We start from the raw sequence: 16,275 nt of genomic DNA, 5'->3' as shown, positions 1-16,275 counted from the left end.
GTTTGCTTTGGTCCCGAAGATCATGCTGGAACAAACGGCACGTCACATCATTTCGATGATCGGCGCGATCTCGACACTGAACGCCGGGTCCATCAGGATCGGGCAACCCTTCGCCTTGGCGACGGCATCGTCGATGTCCTTCGCTTCGACGATCGTGTAACCGGCGGTCGGACTGCTGCCACCATTGTTCTCGACCTTGCCGCCGGGCAGCACCATCTTCGACTTGCCGACCGGATTGCCGCCGTCGACGACGGCCGAGCCAAGCTTGCCGTACCAGCCGGTCCAAGCGTCCATCGAGGCTTTCCGCTCGGCCTCGTCGGTCGGCATCTTGCCGGAGCCATGATAGACATAGAGAAATTTCGCCATGTTCTCCTCCCTTGGTGAGCGGCTCGAACCGGCACGCGGTCATGCCGCCCGCCGATCATCGGACCAAACGGGCAAACAAGCAACGAGAATGAGGGATAGCTGATATAAGGCGGCCGCCGCGCCTCACCTTGCCATGGCGTGGTATTCGTCGTTCGGGCGCATATCGATGGCCGCCGCCACGCGGTTCGACATGTTGAAGAAGGCCGCCGTCGAGGCGATGTCCCAGATGTCGCGGTCGGTGAAGCCAGCCGCGCGCAACGCCGCCCGGTCGGCCTCGACGATTCTGGCCGGCTCTTCGGTCAGCTTGACGGCGAATTCGAGCATCGCCGTCTGCTTCGGGGAAAGATTGGCGGCACGGAAATTCATCACCATCATCTCGCCGAAAGCCGGGTCGCCGGAGAGTTGCCGCACCGCCGCGCCGTGCGCGGTCAGGCAATAATAGCAGTGGTTGACGGAGGAGACGACGACCGCGATCATCTCGCGTTCCAGCTTCGACAGGCCCGAATCGCCCAGCATCAGGTCGTTGTAGGTGTCGGTGAAGGCGCGCAGCTTCTTCTCGTCGAAGGCATAGGACAGAAGCACGTTGGGAACGAGGCCGAGCTTCTCCTCGCATTTGGCGAAGTAGGCTTTTGTCGCCTCGCTGAGTTCGCCAGGGGCGAGGTCAAGTGCCGTGATCTTTCTGCTCATGCTGGCGGGGGTCTTGCCGGTCATGGGGGCCGTTCTCCTCACTCGTCGCTGATATCAGCCAAAATTCCGAATAATCTTTGCAAGCCGTCAAACCTTTGTCGCCAAACAGCAGTCATCTGCTACCATAATCGCAAAAGCATATGACGGGAGGGAATAGCATCATGGCCAGCCTGAAAACCGTAAGCCAGCCGAAAAAGACGGCTCCGGCCAAGGGAAGCGCGGCAAGGACGAGCGAAAGACAAGGCGGACTCGCCGACTATCTTCTGGCGCGCGCGCCGGCCGAAGACGTCGCCGCCTACGATGCCGCCGACCTTGAGCGCGCCGCCGATCTGGCCGGGCGCGCCGTCGCCAGGCACAAGAAGGGCGATTGCGTTGTCGCCATCGACGTCGACTCCGGCGTCGTGCGCCAGGGCCGGCCGCTGACGGTGATCACCGTCGTCAATGACAACATGCCGTTCCTATTCGATTCCATCCTCGGCGAGATTACCGAGAGTGCCGGCGAGCCGCTGCTGGTCACGCATCCGGTCATCGTCGTCAAGCATGGCAAAAGCGGCGTCGAGGAAATCCTCGGCGATGGCGGCTTCGCCAAGGGTGATCGCAGCCTTGACCGGCTGAGCGTGATTCATGTCCATATCGGCCGCCTTCCGGTCGACCAGGCCGAGGCTTTGGCCGGGCGGTTGAGGAAACTGCTGGGCCAGGTGCGCGCTGCCGTCACCGACTGGAAACCAATGCTGGCCCGCCTTGACCAGGCAATCCACGAATTCCGCTATGCGCCGGTGCCGCTCGACAAGGCCAGTGTAACCGAGGCCATCGCCTTCCTCGAATGGCTGCGCGACGACAATTTCACCTTCCTCGGCATGCGCGAGTTCAAATATACCGGTGGCGAAAAGAGCGGCACGCTAGAGCGCGCCGACAAGCCCGGCCTCGGCATCCTGTCCGATCCGGACGTGTTGGTGCTCAGGCGCGGCACCGAAGCGGTGACGACGACGCCGGAAATCCGCGCCTTCCTGCACGGGCCGGAACCGCTGATCGTCACGAAAGCCAACGCCAAGTCAGCCGTGCATCGCCGCATCTATCTCGATTACATCGGCGTCAAGACCTACACCGACAAGGGCACGCTTCTGGGCGAATTGCGCATCGTTGGCCTGTTCACCTCGACCGCCTACACGCGCTCGGTGATGAAGATTCCCTATCTCCGGTCGAAGGCCGAGACCATCATCGCCAAGTCCGGCTTCAATCCAGGCGATCATTCCGGGAAGGCGCTGATCAATGTGCTGGAGAGCTATCCGCGCGACGAGCTGTTCCAGGTCCCGGTGCCGATACTGCGGAAGCATGCCGAAGCCATATTGGGACTGGTGGAGAGGCCGCGGGTCAGGGCGCTGGTGCGCGCCGACCAGTTCGACCGCTTCGTCTCGATCCTGGTCTTCGTGCCGCGCGACCGCTACGACAGCGTCGTGCGCGAGAAGATCGGGGCGTACCTGAAGACGGCATTCGAAGGCCGCCTGTCGGCCTATTATCCAGCCTTCCCGGAAGGTGGCCTGGCGCGCGTGCATTTCATTATCGGCCGCTCCGGCGGCAAGACACCGAAGATCGAGCAAGCCACCATCGAGGCGGCGATCCGCGACATCGTGCGCACCTGGGACGACGCGCTGCGCGAAACCGCGGCCGAGACCGGCGCCGACGCGGCGATGACCGCGATCGCCTCACGCTTTTCGGAAAGCTATCGCGACAGCTTCCCGCCGGCGGTGGCGCTGGCGGACGCTGGGCGCATCGCCAAGATCAGCCCGGCCAATCCGATCGCCATCGACTACTACCGCCATGGCGACCAGAAGCCGCAGCAGGCGTCGCTGAAGATCTTTCACCACGGCAACCCGGTGGCGCTGTCCAGGCGTGTGCCGGTGCTGGAAAACATCGGCTTTCGCGTCATCAGCGAGCGCACCTTCGAGGTCGGTGACGATCCATCCAGCATGGTCTTCATCCACGACATGGAGCTCGAGAACAGCTACGGCAAGCCGATCGACCTCGGCGACGGCGGCGCGCTGTTCGAGGACGCCTTCCTGTCGGTCTGGCGCGGCGACGTCGACAATGACGGCTATAATGGCCTTGCCCAGACCGCCGGCCTGTGGTCGGACGAGGTCACCATATTGCGCGCCTATGGCCGCTATTTGCAGCAGGCCGGCATTCCGCAGAGCCAGGATTTCATTGCCGCCGCACTCAACCGCTACCCCGACATTGCGCGCGGCCTGCATGCGCTGTTCGTCGCCCGCCTCGGGCCGACGGCCGGGACGGAAGGCCTGGTTGCCGCCAAGCATCTCAAGGCCAAGATCAAGGATGCCTTGGAAGAGGTGCCCAATATCGATGACGACACCATCATCCGCCGCTACCTCAATCTGATCGAATCTTCGCTGCGTACAAACCATTTCGTCGCCGAAACGAAGGCGCGGGGCCAGTCGCTGGCGATCAAGCTCGACTCGCAGGCGGTCGAGGGTCTGCCGGCTCCGCGGCCATGGCGCGAGATTTTCGTCTACGGCTCCGAGGTCGAAGGCGTGCATCTGCGCTTCGGCCCGGTGGCGCGCGGCGGCCTGCGCTGGTCGGACCGCGCCCAGGATTACCGCACCGAGGTGCTGGGCCTGGTCAAGGCGCAGCAGGTCAAGAACGCCGTCATCGTGCCGGTCGGCGCCAAGGGCGGCTTTTTCCCCAAGCGCCTGCCCACGGGCGGCAGCCGCGACGCCATCTTCGAGGCCGGCACCTCGGCCTACAAGAACTTCGTCTCCAGCCTGCTGTCGATCACCGACAATATCGGCCTGGATGGAGTGATCCCGCCTGCCGGCGTTGTCAGGCGCGACCCCGACGATCCCTATTTCGTCGTTGCCGCAGACAAGGGCACGGCGACCTTCTCCGACACTGCCAACGCTATCTCGGAGAAGCACGGCTTCTGGCTCGACGACGCCTTCGCCAGCGGCGGCTCGGCCGGCTATGACCACAAGAAGATGGGCATCACCGCCAAGGGCGCCTGGGAAGCGGTGAAGCGGCATTTCCGCGAGATGAACCGCGACATCCAGACCTCGCCCTTCACCGTCGTCGGCGTCGGCGACATGTCGGGCGACGTGTTCGGTAACGGCATGCTGTTGTCGCCGCAGACCAGGCTGATCGCCGCCTTCGACCATCGCGACATCTTCATCGATCCCGATCCGGACAGGGTGGCGTCGATGGCCGAGCGCGAGCGCATGTTCGCGCTGCCGCGCTCGTCCTGGCAGGACTACGACAAGACCAAACTGTCGGAAGGCGGCGTTATCGTCTCGCGCAGCCAGAAGTCGATCACGCTACCCGCGGCAGCCGCCACCGCGATCGGCCTCACCAAGACCACCGCGACCCCGGTCGAGATCATGACCGCCATCCTCAAGGCGAATGTCGACCTTCTGTGGTTCGGCGGCATTGGCACTTACTTGCGGGCATCGGGCGAAACCAATGTCGAAGTCGGTGACCGCGCCAATGACGCCATCCGCATCACCGCGCTCGACGTCCGGGCGAAAGTGATCGGCGAGGGCGCCAATCTCGGCGTCACGCAGCGCGCCCGCATCGAGTTCGGTATGAATGGCGGCCGCTGCAATTCCGACGCCATCGACAATTCGGGTGGCGTCAACTGCTCCGACGTCGAGGTCAACATCAAGATCGCGCTGGCCTCCGCCATGCGCAAGGGACTGCTGACCCGGCCTGCGCGCAACAAATTGCTGGCTGAAATGACCGACGAGGTCAGTGGGCTGGTGCTGTCAAACAATTACGAGCAGACGCTGGCGCTTTCGATCGCGCGCAAGCGTGGCCTCGCCGACATCGCGCATCAGAGCCGCTTCATGACGGCCCTGGAGGCGCGCGGCCTGCTCGACCGTGCGGTCGAGACGCTGCCGTCGCCGGCAGCCCTTGCCGAGCGCGAGGCGCGCGGCGAGCCGCTGACCCGGGCCGAGCTCGGCGTGCTGCTTGCCTATGCCAAGATCGTGCTGTTCTCCGACATCGTCGCCAGCGACGTGCCGGACGATGCGCATTTCGACCGCGACCTGATGGGCTATTTCCCCGATCGGATGGCGAAGAAATACGCCACCGAAATCCATGGCCACCGTCTGCGCCGCGAGATCATCGCTCGCGTCGTCGCCAACGATCTCGTCAACCGTGGCGGCCCGTCCTTCGTCAACCGGCTGCAGGAAGCCACCGGCCGCAGTGCCGCCGACGTGGTGCGCACCTTCGCCGTGGTGCGCGATGGCTTTGGACTGCCGGGGCTCTACCGCGAGATCGACGCGCTCGACAGCCAGATCGATGGCCAGGCGCAGCTCGACCTCTACCAGTCCGTCAGCCGGCTTATCTTTGTGACCAGCGGCTGGTATCTGAAGAACGACGCGGGCACGGCAGCGCTCGGCCAGCGCATCGCCGAATTGCAGGAGGCGCGCAAGGCGCTGGAGCCGAAGCTCATCTCGCTGCTGCCGGGCTTCTCGCGCGAGCGGGTCGAGGAACGGCGGCATGGCCTGTTCAAGGCCGGCGCTCCGGAAAAGCTCGCCGGGCAACTGGCTATGGCCGATCTGGCGGCACTGATCCCCGATATCGCGCTGACCGCGCGCACGGCCAATTCCGACATCGTCGCGGCGGCCAAGGCGTTCTTTGCTGTCAGCGATGCTTTCCGGATTCCGCGCGTCGAAGAAGCGGCGCGTTCGATCACACCGTCGGATTATTACGACCAACTGGCGCTGTCGCGTGCCACAGACACAATCGGCGCGGCGCGACGCGGCATCGCGGTCGCCGCTCTCACCGGCCATGCCGGCACGGCGGACCCGGTGGCCGCCTGGCTGGAGGCCGGCGGCGAGCGGGTGGCCCGCATCCGCGAGCGGTTGCAAGCGCTGACCGAAGGCGGCGACATCACCGTGTCGCGGCTGTCGGTGGCGTCGGGGCTGATGAGCGATTTGACGGGGATGTGAGGCTTACCCTCCCTCTTGTGGGGGTGAGCAGCCGGTTCGCGAAGCGAATTTATCGTGCCAGTGGCACGATGAAAGGCCGGCGAACGCCGGGACTCGCGTAGCAGCGGGGACCCGGCGGGGCGATCGGTCGCACCCGACCCTTCGCTGGCTCAGGGCGTTCGAAGCTCGAAAAGCCAAGCAATTGGCTTTTCGTCCCGGACCGCTTCTCACCCCCACAAGGGGAGGTCGGGGCGCGGCGCATGTTAATTGCATGAGCACCGGAAACATGCAGACATGGCGCCCGATACGGGCGGAGCAGGGATCTTCAGCATGGCGGCGGTAGAAACAGTGCAGCGGGCATCGGGACGCGGCATCTGGGGATGGATGCTGTTCGACTGGGCGGCGCAGCCGTTTTTCACCGTCGTCACCACCTTTATCTTCGGCCCTTACTTCGTCTCGCGCATGGCCAGCGATCCCGAAAGCGGACAGGCCGCCTGGGGTTATGGCATCGCCGCTGCGGGCCTGGTCATCGCTGTCTTGTCGCCGATCCTCGGTTCGATCGCCGACCAGACCGGCCCTCGCAAGCCATGGATCGCCTTCTTCGCCTCGATCAAGATCATCAGTCTTTGCCTGCTGTGGTTCGCCGCTCCCGGTTCGAACCTTTTCCTGGTGGTGCTGTTCTTCTCTCTCGCATCAGTGGCGGCGGAGTTTTCGACCGTGTTCAACGATTCGATGATGCCGCGCCTGGTGCCGAAGAGCGAGATCGGCCACATCTCGAATATGGCCTGGGGCCTCGGCTATCTCGGCGGCATGATCGCGCTGATCTTTGTCGTCACCTGCCTAGCGGGTTCGGCGGAGACCGGCAAGACGATCATCGGCATCGACCCGCTGTTCGGGCTCGACCCGAAACTCGGCGAGGACGCACGCGCCACCGGGCCGCTGTCTGCCGGCTGGTATTTCCTGTTCATCCTGCCGATGTTTTTCTTCACGCCGGACGCCATTAAAGGCATTCCGATTGGGCCGGCGGTCCGCGAAGGCCTGTCGGAACTGAAATCGACCCTGACCGAAGTGCGCCAGCGCAAAGGCATCTTTCGCTTCCTTGTCGCTCGCATGATTTATCAGGACGGCGTCAACGCGCTGCTCGCCTTGGGCGGCACATTTGCGGCGGCGATGTTCCACTGGTCGATCACCGAGATCGGCATGTTCGGCATCATCCTCAATGTCGTCGCTATCGTCGGTTGCCTGGTTGCCGCGCGCCTCGACACCGCGCTCGGGTCCAAGACCATCGTGATGATTTCGCTCGTCATGCTCAGCCTCGCCACCATCGGCATCGTTTCGACCGGGCCGGGCTACACGCTGTTCGGCGCCTGGATGATGCCGGGAGCCGATAGCGGCGGCCTGTTCGGCACGGCGGCGGAAAAGGCCTACATCTTCTACGGCTTGTTGATCGGGCTGGCCTTCGGGCCGGTCCAGGCATCGTCGCGCTCCTATATGGCGCGCAGCGTGACCGCTGCCGAGTCCGGCCGCTATTTCGGCATCTATGCGCTGGCCGGGCGTGCGACGAGTTTCCTGGCGCCGTTCATGGTGGCGTCGATCACGCTCGCCAGCGGCTCGGCGCGGCTCGGTATGGCTGCGATCGTGCTGTTCTTGGGCGTCGGCATCGCGATATTGATCTGGACGCCGTATCCGGCGGATCAGCCGGTGGGGTGAGCTTTACCCTCCCCCTGGTGGGGAGGGTCGATCCGCGAAGCGGAGCGGGGTGGGGGTGCGGCGCCAGTCACCCCACCCCGGTGCGCTCGCAAGCGAGCGCACCGACCCTCCCCTCGAGGGGAGGGTAAAGGCAGCGCTCAATGCCTAAAGTGCCTGACACCCGTAAACACCATCGCGATGCCATGCTCGTCCGCGGCGGCGATGACGTCTTCGTCGCGCATCGAGCCGCCGGGCTGGATGACGGCGGTGGCCCCGGCTTCGATGGCTGAGATCAGCCCATCGGCGAAGGGGAAGAAGGCATCAGAGGCAACCACCGAGCCTTTGGTCAGCGGCTCCGCCAGGCCAGCCGCTTCCGCCGCGTCAAGCGCTTTGCGGGCGGCGATGCGCGAGGAATCGACGCGGCTCATCTGGCCGGCGCCGATGCCGACGGTGGCGCCGTCCTTGGCGTAGACAATTGCGTTCGACTTGACGTGCTTGGCGATGCGGAAGGCGAATTTGAGATCGGCCATCTCAGCCGCTGTCGGCGCGCGCCTGGTCACCACCTTGAGTTCGAGGTCGTCGACCACCGCATTGTCGCGGCTCTGGACGAGCATACCGCCGGCGACGGACTTCACCGTGGTGCCGGCAGAACGCGGATCGGGTAGGCCGCCGGTGACCAGCAGGCGCAAATTCTTCTTGGCGGCAACGATGCGGATGGCGTCTTCCGAAGCGTTCGGCGCAATGATCACTTCTGTGAAGGTTTTGACGATCTCCTCCGCCGCCTCGGCATCGAGAATGCGGTTCATCGCGACGATGCCGCCAAAGGCCGAGACCGGATCGCAAGCCAGCGCCCTTGCATAGGCCGCGGTCAGCGAAGCGCCTTCGGCGACGCCGCACGGGTTGGCGTGCTTGATGATGGCCACCGCGGCGCAGCGGTTGGGATCGAACTCGCCGACCAGTTCGAAGGCGGCGTCGGTGTCGTTGATGTTGTTGTAGGACAGCTGCTTGCCCTGCAACTGGCGGGCCGTGGCGACGCCCGGCCGCTTGTCGCCATTGACGTAGAAGCCGGCGCCCTGATGCGGGTTCTCGCCATAGCGCATGACGCTCTCCAGCCGGCCGCCGAAAGCGCGCCAGGTCGGATGCTCGATCTCCAGCGTCTCGGCGAACCAGCCGGAAATCGCCGCATCGTAGGTCGCGGTGCGGGCAAAGGCCTTGGCCGCCAGCTTCTTGCGGAAATCCAGCGACAGCGAGCCGATGTTCATTTCCAGCGCATTCAACACCGAGGCGTAGTCGCCGGGATCGGTGACGATGGCGACATAGGCGTGGTTCTTGGCCGAGGCGCGGATCATCGCCGGACCGCCAATGTCGATGTTCTCGACGATCGCTGCATAGTCGGCGCCGGAACGGCGGACCTCTTCGAACGGGTAGAGATTGGAGACCAGGAGATCGATCGGCTCGATGCCGTGATCGCGCATGGCCTTTGCATGTTCGGGATCGTCGCGCACGCCGAGCAGCGCGCCATGCACCGAAGGATGCAGCGTCTTGACGCGGCCGTCCATGATCTCGGGAAAGCCGGTCAGCTCGGAAACGTCGCGCACGGCCAGCCCCGCATCGGCGATCGATTTTGCCGTGCCACCGGTCGAGACCAGCTCGACGCCGGCCGCGGCCAGGCCTTTGGCGAAGTCGATCAGGCCGGTCTTGTCGAAAACGGAAAGCAGGGCGCGGCGGACCGGAACGAGGTCAGGTGCCGGAATGTTCTTGGCGGCGACGGCCATGGGCTGGCGGCCTTTCAGGGCTGATTGGAGAGCGTTGCCGGGCCGTAGCACATAAGGTCAGGAAATCAAGCCGGAAGCTCGATCAAGCCGGTGCCGGCAACGACGCTCAGTTGTTCTCGGGGTAGCCGGCGATGCCGGTGCGCGTCAGCTGCCAATGGACTTCGGCAATCTCCGAGGCCTTGAAGGCAAGCACGATCTGGCGGCTGCGGCGCGGACCGCCGAGGCCGGCGAAATAGATCGATTCCTCCACCTCCGGCGCCACCTCGGTGCAGGTGAACACCCAGGTGTCGGCCTCGTCGGCGGTTAGCACCAGGCGGTCATGCTCGTCTTGCAGCAGGTTGATGTCGGGATGAATGTGGAAGCGGACCACGACGAAGTCGCGGCCATTATTGCGGATTGCCGCACCGCCGGGGCGCAGGAAGCGGTCCCGTCCGGCAAGCACATTGCCCTCGCTCGACAGTTTCAGCTCACGCTCATGCTGGAAGCCAAAGCGCTGGACGTAGCCGTCATGGCGGGCGATGAAGCCTTGCGCGCCCTTCTGGTCGATGCGCTTGCACGGCACATGCTGCGGGCCACCGAGCAATGGGGTGCCGAGCAAGTCGTTGACGCGCAGCGAATGGGAAAAGCGCGCCGACGAGGTGTCGTTGATGGTGGCGGTCGAATGCGCCGCGGTGGCGCGGGCCAGCGGCCGGAATTCGGCGGCGCCATAGGTGTCGATACCGGCATTGACGACATAGTGCTGGCGGCCCGAGGACAGTTCGAAGGCCAGGCAGCCGGCATGCGCAGCGTTGGAGACGTCGATGGGCGGCGACGCGCCGGTATCGGCAATGACAGTCACGCCGCCCATAGACAGCCGCTCATAGCCGGAATGCGGTGCATGCAGCAGCGGTGCTCCGGCGGTGTCGTCGTGGCGCAATATGGTGGCGATGCGGTCGTGGATGGTTGCGCCCATGCCGTTGAAGCGGGCGAGGCTGCCGTCCTGGTGACGGAAGAAGCGTAGCGCCGGCAGCATGCGGTCGATGGCACCCATAAGTGCTGCCGGTGGCGTTTCGGCCTGGTTGGCATAGGTCTGGCGCAGCGGCAGAAGGTCGGCAAGCAGTTCCAGCACCGCCATCGGGTTGCGCGAAATATGGCCGCCGTCGGGAAGAATCTGGCGGTCGAGTTCTTCCGCCAGATTGCGGGTGGCGCCGCGCAATGCCGAGGCCGGCGCCGGCAGCGACAGCGCGGCGAAGGCAAGCGCGATGCGAGCGCGCAGCCTGTCCTTGCCATCCGGCATTTCGCGCGCCATCGAGCGCAGATAGCGGATCTGCACGGCGAGCGATTTCAGAAAGGCGCGATAGAACGGAAATTCGGCGCCTTGCAGGACAACCGAGGAATGTTGCAGCCAGGCGATGACGCGCTTGGCGGTGGTGCCGGGCTCCCAGGCGATGCCGGATATCTGGTTGCCGTGCATGGCGATCCAGTCGGAAACCAGCGCACGGGCGTTGGCTGCGGCCAGCTCGGTGCCGGCAGCGCGCATGTGGCGCAGCCAGCGGAAACCGTGCAGCGTTTTCACCCAGCCACGATTGGCAACGTCGATCTGGAACGGCGATTTGCCGCCGGTCTCGACCAGATGGCCCGACAGCGGATAGCGGCCGTAATAGATTTCGAGCGCGATCTGCGGGTCGGCGAGCCTGAGATCCGGCGGCGCAATCAGGACGCGCTCCGGCGTGCGTCCGGAATAGCGCCAGCGATAGACTGGCCCTGCCCGCAGGCGCCGGCGCGTCTTGCGCCAAAACTCCTTAGCGACAAGCGTCCACAGACGTGTCGTACTGCCGGCAGCCAGTGCCAAAACCCCTCCTCGTCGTCCACTTCCCAAGCACAAGCTTATATGATTCAAGAACTTATGCGAAGTCGAATTCGGCCGACGTGAAGGGCTTCACGCTGCCGGCGGCCGATCAACTCCGAAAAAAGTCGAGCGATTTCCGGGGGTAAGCCCGACAATCCGGCACTCACTTGCGGTTGTGACGCGGTTGATCACCAAGGTCTGCGGTCGGCAACCTGAACCGACGACCCTAGGCCGCGCGCCGCATGCGGGCGGCGAAGAAGCCGTCCAGACCGGAAATCCCCGGCGAACCTAGGTCGAAATCGGCGGGCGTTGTGCGCAGCGTGCCCTGGCGGGTCAGGAAAGCATCGATGCCGTCGATCTCGCCCGGCTGCAATGGATCGTCGGCGATGGTTTTGTTTCCGGCCAGAAAGACGCGATAAAGATCTTCGCCTTCGATCGGGTCGAGCGAGCAGTTGGAAAAAACAATCCGACCGCCCGGTTTGACCAAGGTGACGGCGCGGGCGAGTAGCCTTGCCTGCAGGTCGGCGAGCTTTTCGACGTCGGCCATGGTCTTCGTCCACGGCACGTCGGGATGCCGCCGCACCGTGCCGGTGGAAGAGCAGGGCGCGTCGAGCAGCACGGCGTCGAACAGCTCCGCCGGCTGGTATTTCAGCAGATCGGCCTGGACGATGTCCGCCGACAGGCCGAGCCGTTCGAGGTTGTGGGTCAGCCGCGACAGGCGGTTCCTCGAGCTGTCGACGGCGGTGACTTTTGCGCCGGCAAGGATCATCTGGGCGGTCTTGCCGCCCGGGGCGGCGCAGAGGTCGGCGATGCGCAGGCCTTTGACATCGCCGAACAGCCGCGCCGGAAAACTGGCGGCGGCGTCCTGAACCCACCAGGCGCCTTCGCCGAAGCCGGGCAGTTCGGTGACGGAGGCGCTGAGCTTTTCCACCCGGATCGTGCCGGTCGGCAGCACGATGCCGCCGAGCTTTTCAGCCCAGAGTTCGGGATCGGCCTTGACGGTGAAGTCGACCGGCGCCTCGACCCGGTGAGCAGCGAGAATCTGCTTCGTCTTGTCGGCGCCATAGGCGGCCTTCAGCCTATCCGAGAACCACTTTGGCGCTTCGTCGGTGGCGGCGAGGGCTGCCGGCAGTTCGGTTTCCTTGGCGCGTGCCAACGTGCGCAGCACGCCGTTGACGAGGCCGGAAAAGCGCTGCGTGCGGGGATCGGACTTGGCGTGTGTCACGGCAAGGTCGACGGCGGCGCTGTCGGGAATGTCGAGGAACAGGATCTGCGCCGCTGCGACATGGAGGACGTGCGACAGAGCCGTGGCGTTGGGTGGCAGCGGCTTTTCGAGGCGCTTGGCCAAAAGCCCAGCAATCGTCATGCGGTAGCGCAGCGCGGTGACCAGTATGGCGCGCACCAGGCCACGGTCGCGCAGGTCGAGCGCCTTGTATTGCGGATGGCCGTTCTCGTGGTCGGTCAGCCCGTCGAGCGGCGTGCGCGCATCGATGACAGCAGCGAGCAGCCGCGCCGCCGCTTTGCGCGCGGCAAGGCCGGCGACCGGCTCGCCTGCATTGTCTTCACGATCGCCTGAATGTGCGGGCCGGCGTCTGGCTTCGCTCACGACCACGGACCTTTGGGTCCGGTCGGGTTGCGGCCCCACGGGTTGGGCTTTGGCTGTGCCGGTTCGGCCGGCGGCTCAGGCTGTGCCGGCCTGCCCCATGGGCCTTGCTGGCCATCGGAATGCAGTTCTTCGGTGGGCTCGGGCGTCGGCATCTGGCGCGGCGCCGGCTGGCTGCTGGCCATGTCGCGCGCCATCGCCTGCAGCGCGGCGATGCGGTTGTCGGTGTTCGGGTGGGTCGAAAACAGGCTGTCCATGCGCTCGCCGTGAAGGGGATTGATGATGAAGAGATGCGCGGTCGCGGGGTTGCGTTCGGCATCCGGGTTGCGGATGCGTTCTGCGCCGCGAGCGATCTTGTCAAGCGCTGATGCCAGCCAAAGCGGATTTCCAACGATTTCGGCGCCGCGTCGGTCGGCCTCGTATTCGCGTGTGCGGCTGACCGCCATCTGCACGATCATGGCGGCGAAGGGCGCGACCAGCATCGCCACCAGCACGCCGACAAAGCCGAACGGATTGTTGTTGTCGCGGCTGCCGCCGAAGAAGAAGGCGAAATTGCCGAGCATCGAGATGGCGCCGGCGAGTGTGGCGACGATGGTCATGGTCAGCGTATCGCGGTGCTGGATGTGGGCGAGCTCATGCGCCATGACCGCCGCCACTTCCTCATGCGAAAGGCGCTCCAGCAGGCCGGTCGAGGCCGCGACGGCGGCGTTCTCGGGATTGCGGCCGGTGGCGAAGGCGTTGGGCTGCGGATTGTCGATCAGATAGGTCTTCGGCATCGGCAGGCCGGCCTGCTTGGCCAACGCCTCGACGATGGCGTAAAATTCGGGCGCATTCCTGGCGTCGACCTCGACGGCGTGGTTCATCGACAACACCATCTTGTCGGCGTTCCAATAGCTGAACAGATTGGTGCCGGCGGCGACCAGGAAGGCAATCATCATGCCGCCAGTGCCGCCGATCAGCAAGCCGACGCCCATGAACAGCGCCGTCATCGCGGCCAGAAGCATGGCGGTGCGTAGCGTGCTCATCGTCTGCTCCGTTTGCGGCCGTGGCAAAAAGGGGTCGATCCGGGTGTCATCATCGCTATATGATGGGAGACGCCGTCTCTCGTTTCAATCCGCCGGAACTATCGCATGACCGATGAACCCAGTAAAACGCCGGCCGGAGCGGAGGACGACACGCTGCCAAAAGAGTTGGCACCCGCCGCCCGCCGTGCGCTGGCCGAAGCCAAGGCGCGCCGTGACGAGTATCGCCAGAAGGAAGCTGCGCTGCCCAAGGAAATCGGCGGCCGCGGCGGCAAGGAACCCGGCCGCTACGGCGACTGGGAGGTCAAAGGCCTGACCAGCGATTTCTAGGAACAGAAGAACTGGGGAACTGAAGAGTTGAAGAAAAAGGCGCATAGCGCCCGATGTTCTCCAGTTCTCCAGCTCCTCAATTCCTCAGGCCACGCTGCGCTGCGGCTCCAAGGTCATCCAGCCGCCGTCATCGACGGCGATGCCTACAGCGTCGTAGCCGGCAATCGCGGTGTGCAGTGTCGCCATCGGGTGCTGGTGGGTGGCGCTGATCACCATCACCGACGCTCCCGCCGCCTCGGCCGCCGCGATGCCGGCCGGGGCATCCTCGAAGACCAGGCAGTCGGCGATATCGACGCCGAGCCGTTTTGCCGCCAGCAGGAAACAGTCGGGCGCCGGCTTGCCGTGCGAAACGTCCTCGCCCGCGACCATCAGGGCCGGAACCGGGATGCCGGCCGCCTGCATGCGCAGCAGCGCCAGCGGGCGCGGCGCCGAGGTGACGATCGCCCAGCGCTCGGGCGGCAGCGCGTTGAGGAACGGCACGGCGCCGGCGATCGGCAGCACGCCTTCGACATCGTCGGACTCGGCCTGCAACAGCACATGCGCCTCGTGGACCGGGTCGACACCGGGAAGCGCCAGCCTGGTGATGGTCTCGACCGCGCGCACGCCGTGGATCGTCGGCAGGAAGGTTTCGACGTCGAGACCATGCCTAAGCGCCCACGCCGCCCAGACGCGCTCGGCCGAAGCAATCGAATTGAGCACCGTGCCGTCCATATCGAAGAGGAAGGCGGCGAATTTTCTGCCTGCAAACATCAGATTTTCCAGCGGGGTTAGGGATCGCTTCGGGAGGGTGTCGCTCGACCGTAACGTCGCCACGCCTGCCTGGGAAGGCGTGGGCGGTCCTTTTCGATAGTTCCAGGGAACCATGGTCCCGCTTCTGGCGTTTGAGCAAAACTGTTTTCTACGAGATCGAGGGGGAATTGCGATGCTGATCCGGCTTGGCTACGAAATCGCCATTGACTGTGTGGACGCCACGCCGGTCATCTCGCTTCTCGAGATCCATGCGGACCGGCAAGCCGACATCAAGCGGCAGACGCGCGTGCTGACCTCGCCTTCGGTGCCGAGCAAGGTCTATCACGATCTGTTCGGCAATGCCTGCCGCCGCTTTGTCGCGCCCGCCGGCAATTTCCGTATCCTCTACGACGCTGCCGTCGAGGACAGCGGCGAGCCCGATGCGGTCAACGCGCTGGCCAGGGAAGTGCCTGTGGCCGAACTGCCGGACGATGTGCTCGGCTATCTCCTCGGCAGCCGCTATTGCGAGACCGACCACCTGAGTGGGCTGGCCTGGCAGCTTTTCGGCCATCTGCCGTCCGGCTGGGCGCGGGTGCAGGCGATCGTCGACTATGTCCATAACCGGCTGTCCTTTGGCTATGGCTATGCCCGTCCGACGCGCACGGCCGCACAGGCGAATGAGGAGCGGGTCGGTGTCTGCCGCGACTTCGCCCATCTGGCGATTACGCTGTGCCGTTGCATGAACATCCCGGCCCGCTATGTGAACGGCTATCTCGGCGATATCGGCGTGCCGGTCGATCCGGCGCCGATGGATTTCTCCGCCTGGATGGAAGTCTACCTCGACGGCAAGTGGTACACGTTCGATCCTCGCCATAACAAACCCAGGATCGGTCGCGTCGTCATCGCGCGCGGCCGCGACGCCACGGACGTGCCGCTGCTGCACAGTTTCGGTCCGCATCGGCTCAGCCTGTTCAAGGTCTGGACCTATGAGCAGGAAGGCAAGCTGTTCAATCCGCCCTATCACGGCGTCGACAAGACGGTCAGCGCGCGCATGCTCGCGTAAAGCGGCTCCCGGCCCGGATTCTGATCCGCTTCGACACACTGCATCTTCCGGACATCTGTGCCGGATCGGGATCGGCATTCGGCACGCAATGGATCATGGTAAGCACTTCGTAAACGAAGTCGCTTGCGTGAATTTCCGTTTACCGCCCGTTCACTTTGCTGCGATGCAGAACCCAGCAAAAACAACGGCTTGAATGATAGTTGGCTGCTTTCGCGGAGGCAACCGCGCGATCCGGCCGGAATC

The 16,275-nt window shown here is 64.7% G+C and carries 11 protein-coding genes; 4 read left to right on the top strand and 7 right to left on the bottom strand.

The window, feature by feature from the left end:
• Positions 1–42: 42 nt before the first annotated feature.
• Entirely contained in the window at positions 43–366 is a 324-nt protein-coding gene (locus AC1D1L_RS11125; protein WP_181062078.1) for a YciI family protein, read from the bottom strand.
• Positions 367–489: 123 nt separating this feature from the next.
• The gene (locus AC1D1L_RS11120) at positions 490–1,053 is read right to left on the bottom strand and encodes a peroxidase-related enzyme (RefSeq protein ID WP_477341468.1); all 564 of its coding nucleotides are present in this window, start codon (positions 1,051–1,053) and stop codon (positions 490–492) included.
• Positions 1,054–1,214: 161 nt separating this feature from the next.
• Here AC1D1L_RS11120 and AC1D1L_RS11115 point away from each other — a divergent pair, with 161 nt between their 5' ends.
• Complete coding sequence (locus AC1D1L_RS11115) at positions 1,215–6,014, top strand: NAD-glutamate dehydrogenase (protein ID WP_477341211.1); 4,800 nt, start codon at positions 1,215–1,217, stop codon at positions 6,012–6,014.
• Between the two features lie 309 nt (positions 6,015–6,323).
• Positions 6,324–7,703 (top strand): MFS transporter, encoded by a 1,380-nt coding sequence (locus AC1D1L_RS11110; protein ID WP_477341209.1) that lies wholly within the window; start codon positions 6,324–6,326, stop codon positions 7,701–7,703.
• Between the two features lie 137 nt (positions 7,704–7,840).
• On the opposite strand, the gene purH is transcribed toward AC1D1L_RS11110, so the two are convergent.
• The 4 genes from purH to htpX all read right to left on the bottom strand — a co-directional run bounded on the left by purH (position 7,841) and on the right by htpX (position 13,913).
• Positions 7,841–9,457 carry a bifunctional phosphoribosylaminoimidazolecarboxamide formyltransferase/IMP cyclohydrolase gene (gene purH, locus AC1D1L_RS11105; protein ID WP_477341207.1) on the bottom strand — a complete coding sequence of 539 codons (1,617 nt, stop codon included), beginning with the start codon at positions 9,455–9,457 and terminating at the stop codon, positions 7,841–7,843.
• A 106-nt stretch (positions 9,458–9,563) separates the two neighbouring features.
• Entirely contained in the window at positions 9,564–11,288 is a 1,725-nt protein-coding gene (locus AC1D1L_RS11100; RefSeq protein ID WP_352586573.1) for a heparinase II/III family protein, read from the bottom strand.
• Between the two features lie 223 nt (positions 11,289–11,511).
• Entirely contained in the window at positions 11,512–12,891 is a 1,380-nt protein-coding gene (locus AC1D1L_RS11095; RefSeq protein WP_477341205.1) for an RsmB/NOP family class I SAM-dependent RNA methyltransferase, read from the bottom strand.
• Positions 12,888–13,913, bottom strand: a complete 1,026-nt coding sequence (gene htpX, locus AC1D1L_RS11090; RefSeq protein ID WP_477341203.1) for a zinc metalloprotease HtpX — start codon at positions 13,911–13,913, stop codon at positions 12,888–12,890. The genes AC1D1L_RS11095 and htpX overlap by 4 nt, the downstream gene beginning before the upstream one ends.
• A gap of 105 nt (positions 13,914–14,018) precedes the next feature.
• On the opposite strand from htpX, the gene AC1D1L_RS11085 reads away from it, so the two are divergent.
• Positions 14,019–14,240, top strand: coding sequence for a DUF1674 domain-containing protein (locus AC1D1L_RS11085; protein ID WP_477341201.1), 222 nt, complete (start codon positions 14,019–14,021; stop codon positions 14,238–14,240).
• Positions 14,241–14,324: 84 nt separating this feature from the next.
• On the opposite strand, the gene AC1D1L_RS11080 is transcribed toward AC1D1L_RS11085, so the two are convergent.
• Positions 14,325–14,990, bottom strand: coding sequence for an HAD-IA family hydrolase (locus AC1D1L_RS11080; protein ID WP_477341199.1), 666 nt, complete (start codon positions 14,988–14,990; stop codon positions 14,325–14,327).
• A gap of 172 nt (positions 14,991–15,162) precedes the next feature.
• Here AC1D1L_RS11080 and AC1D1L_RS11075 point away from each other — a divergent pair, with 172 nt between their 5' ends.
• On the top strand, positions 15,163–16,032 hold the full coding sequence (locus AC1D1L_RS11075) for a transglutaminase-like domain-containing protein (protein ID WP_477341197.1): 870 nt from the start codon (positions 15,163–15,165) through the stop codon (positions 16,030–16,032).
• Positions 16,033–16,275 lie beyond the last annotated feature (243 nt).

It is taken from the genome of Mesorhizobium sp. P2_D6 (assembly GCF_056404315.1).
Note: the sequence above shows the minus strand (reverse complement) of the source record. Positions and strands in the feature narration are given on the sequence as shown.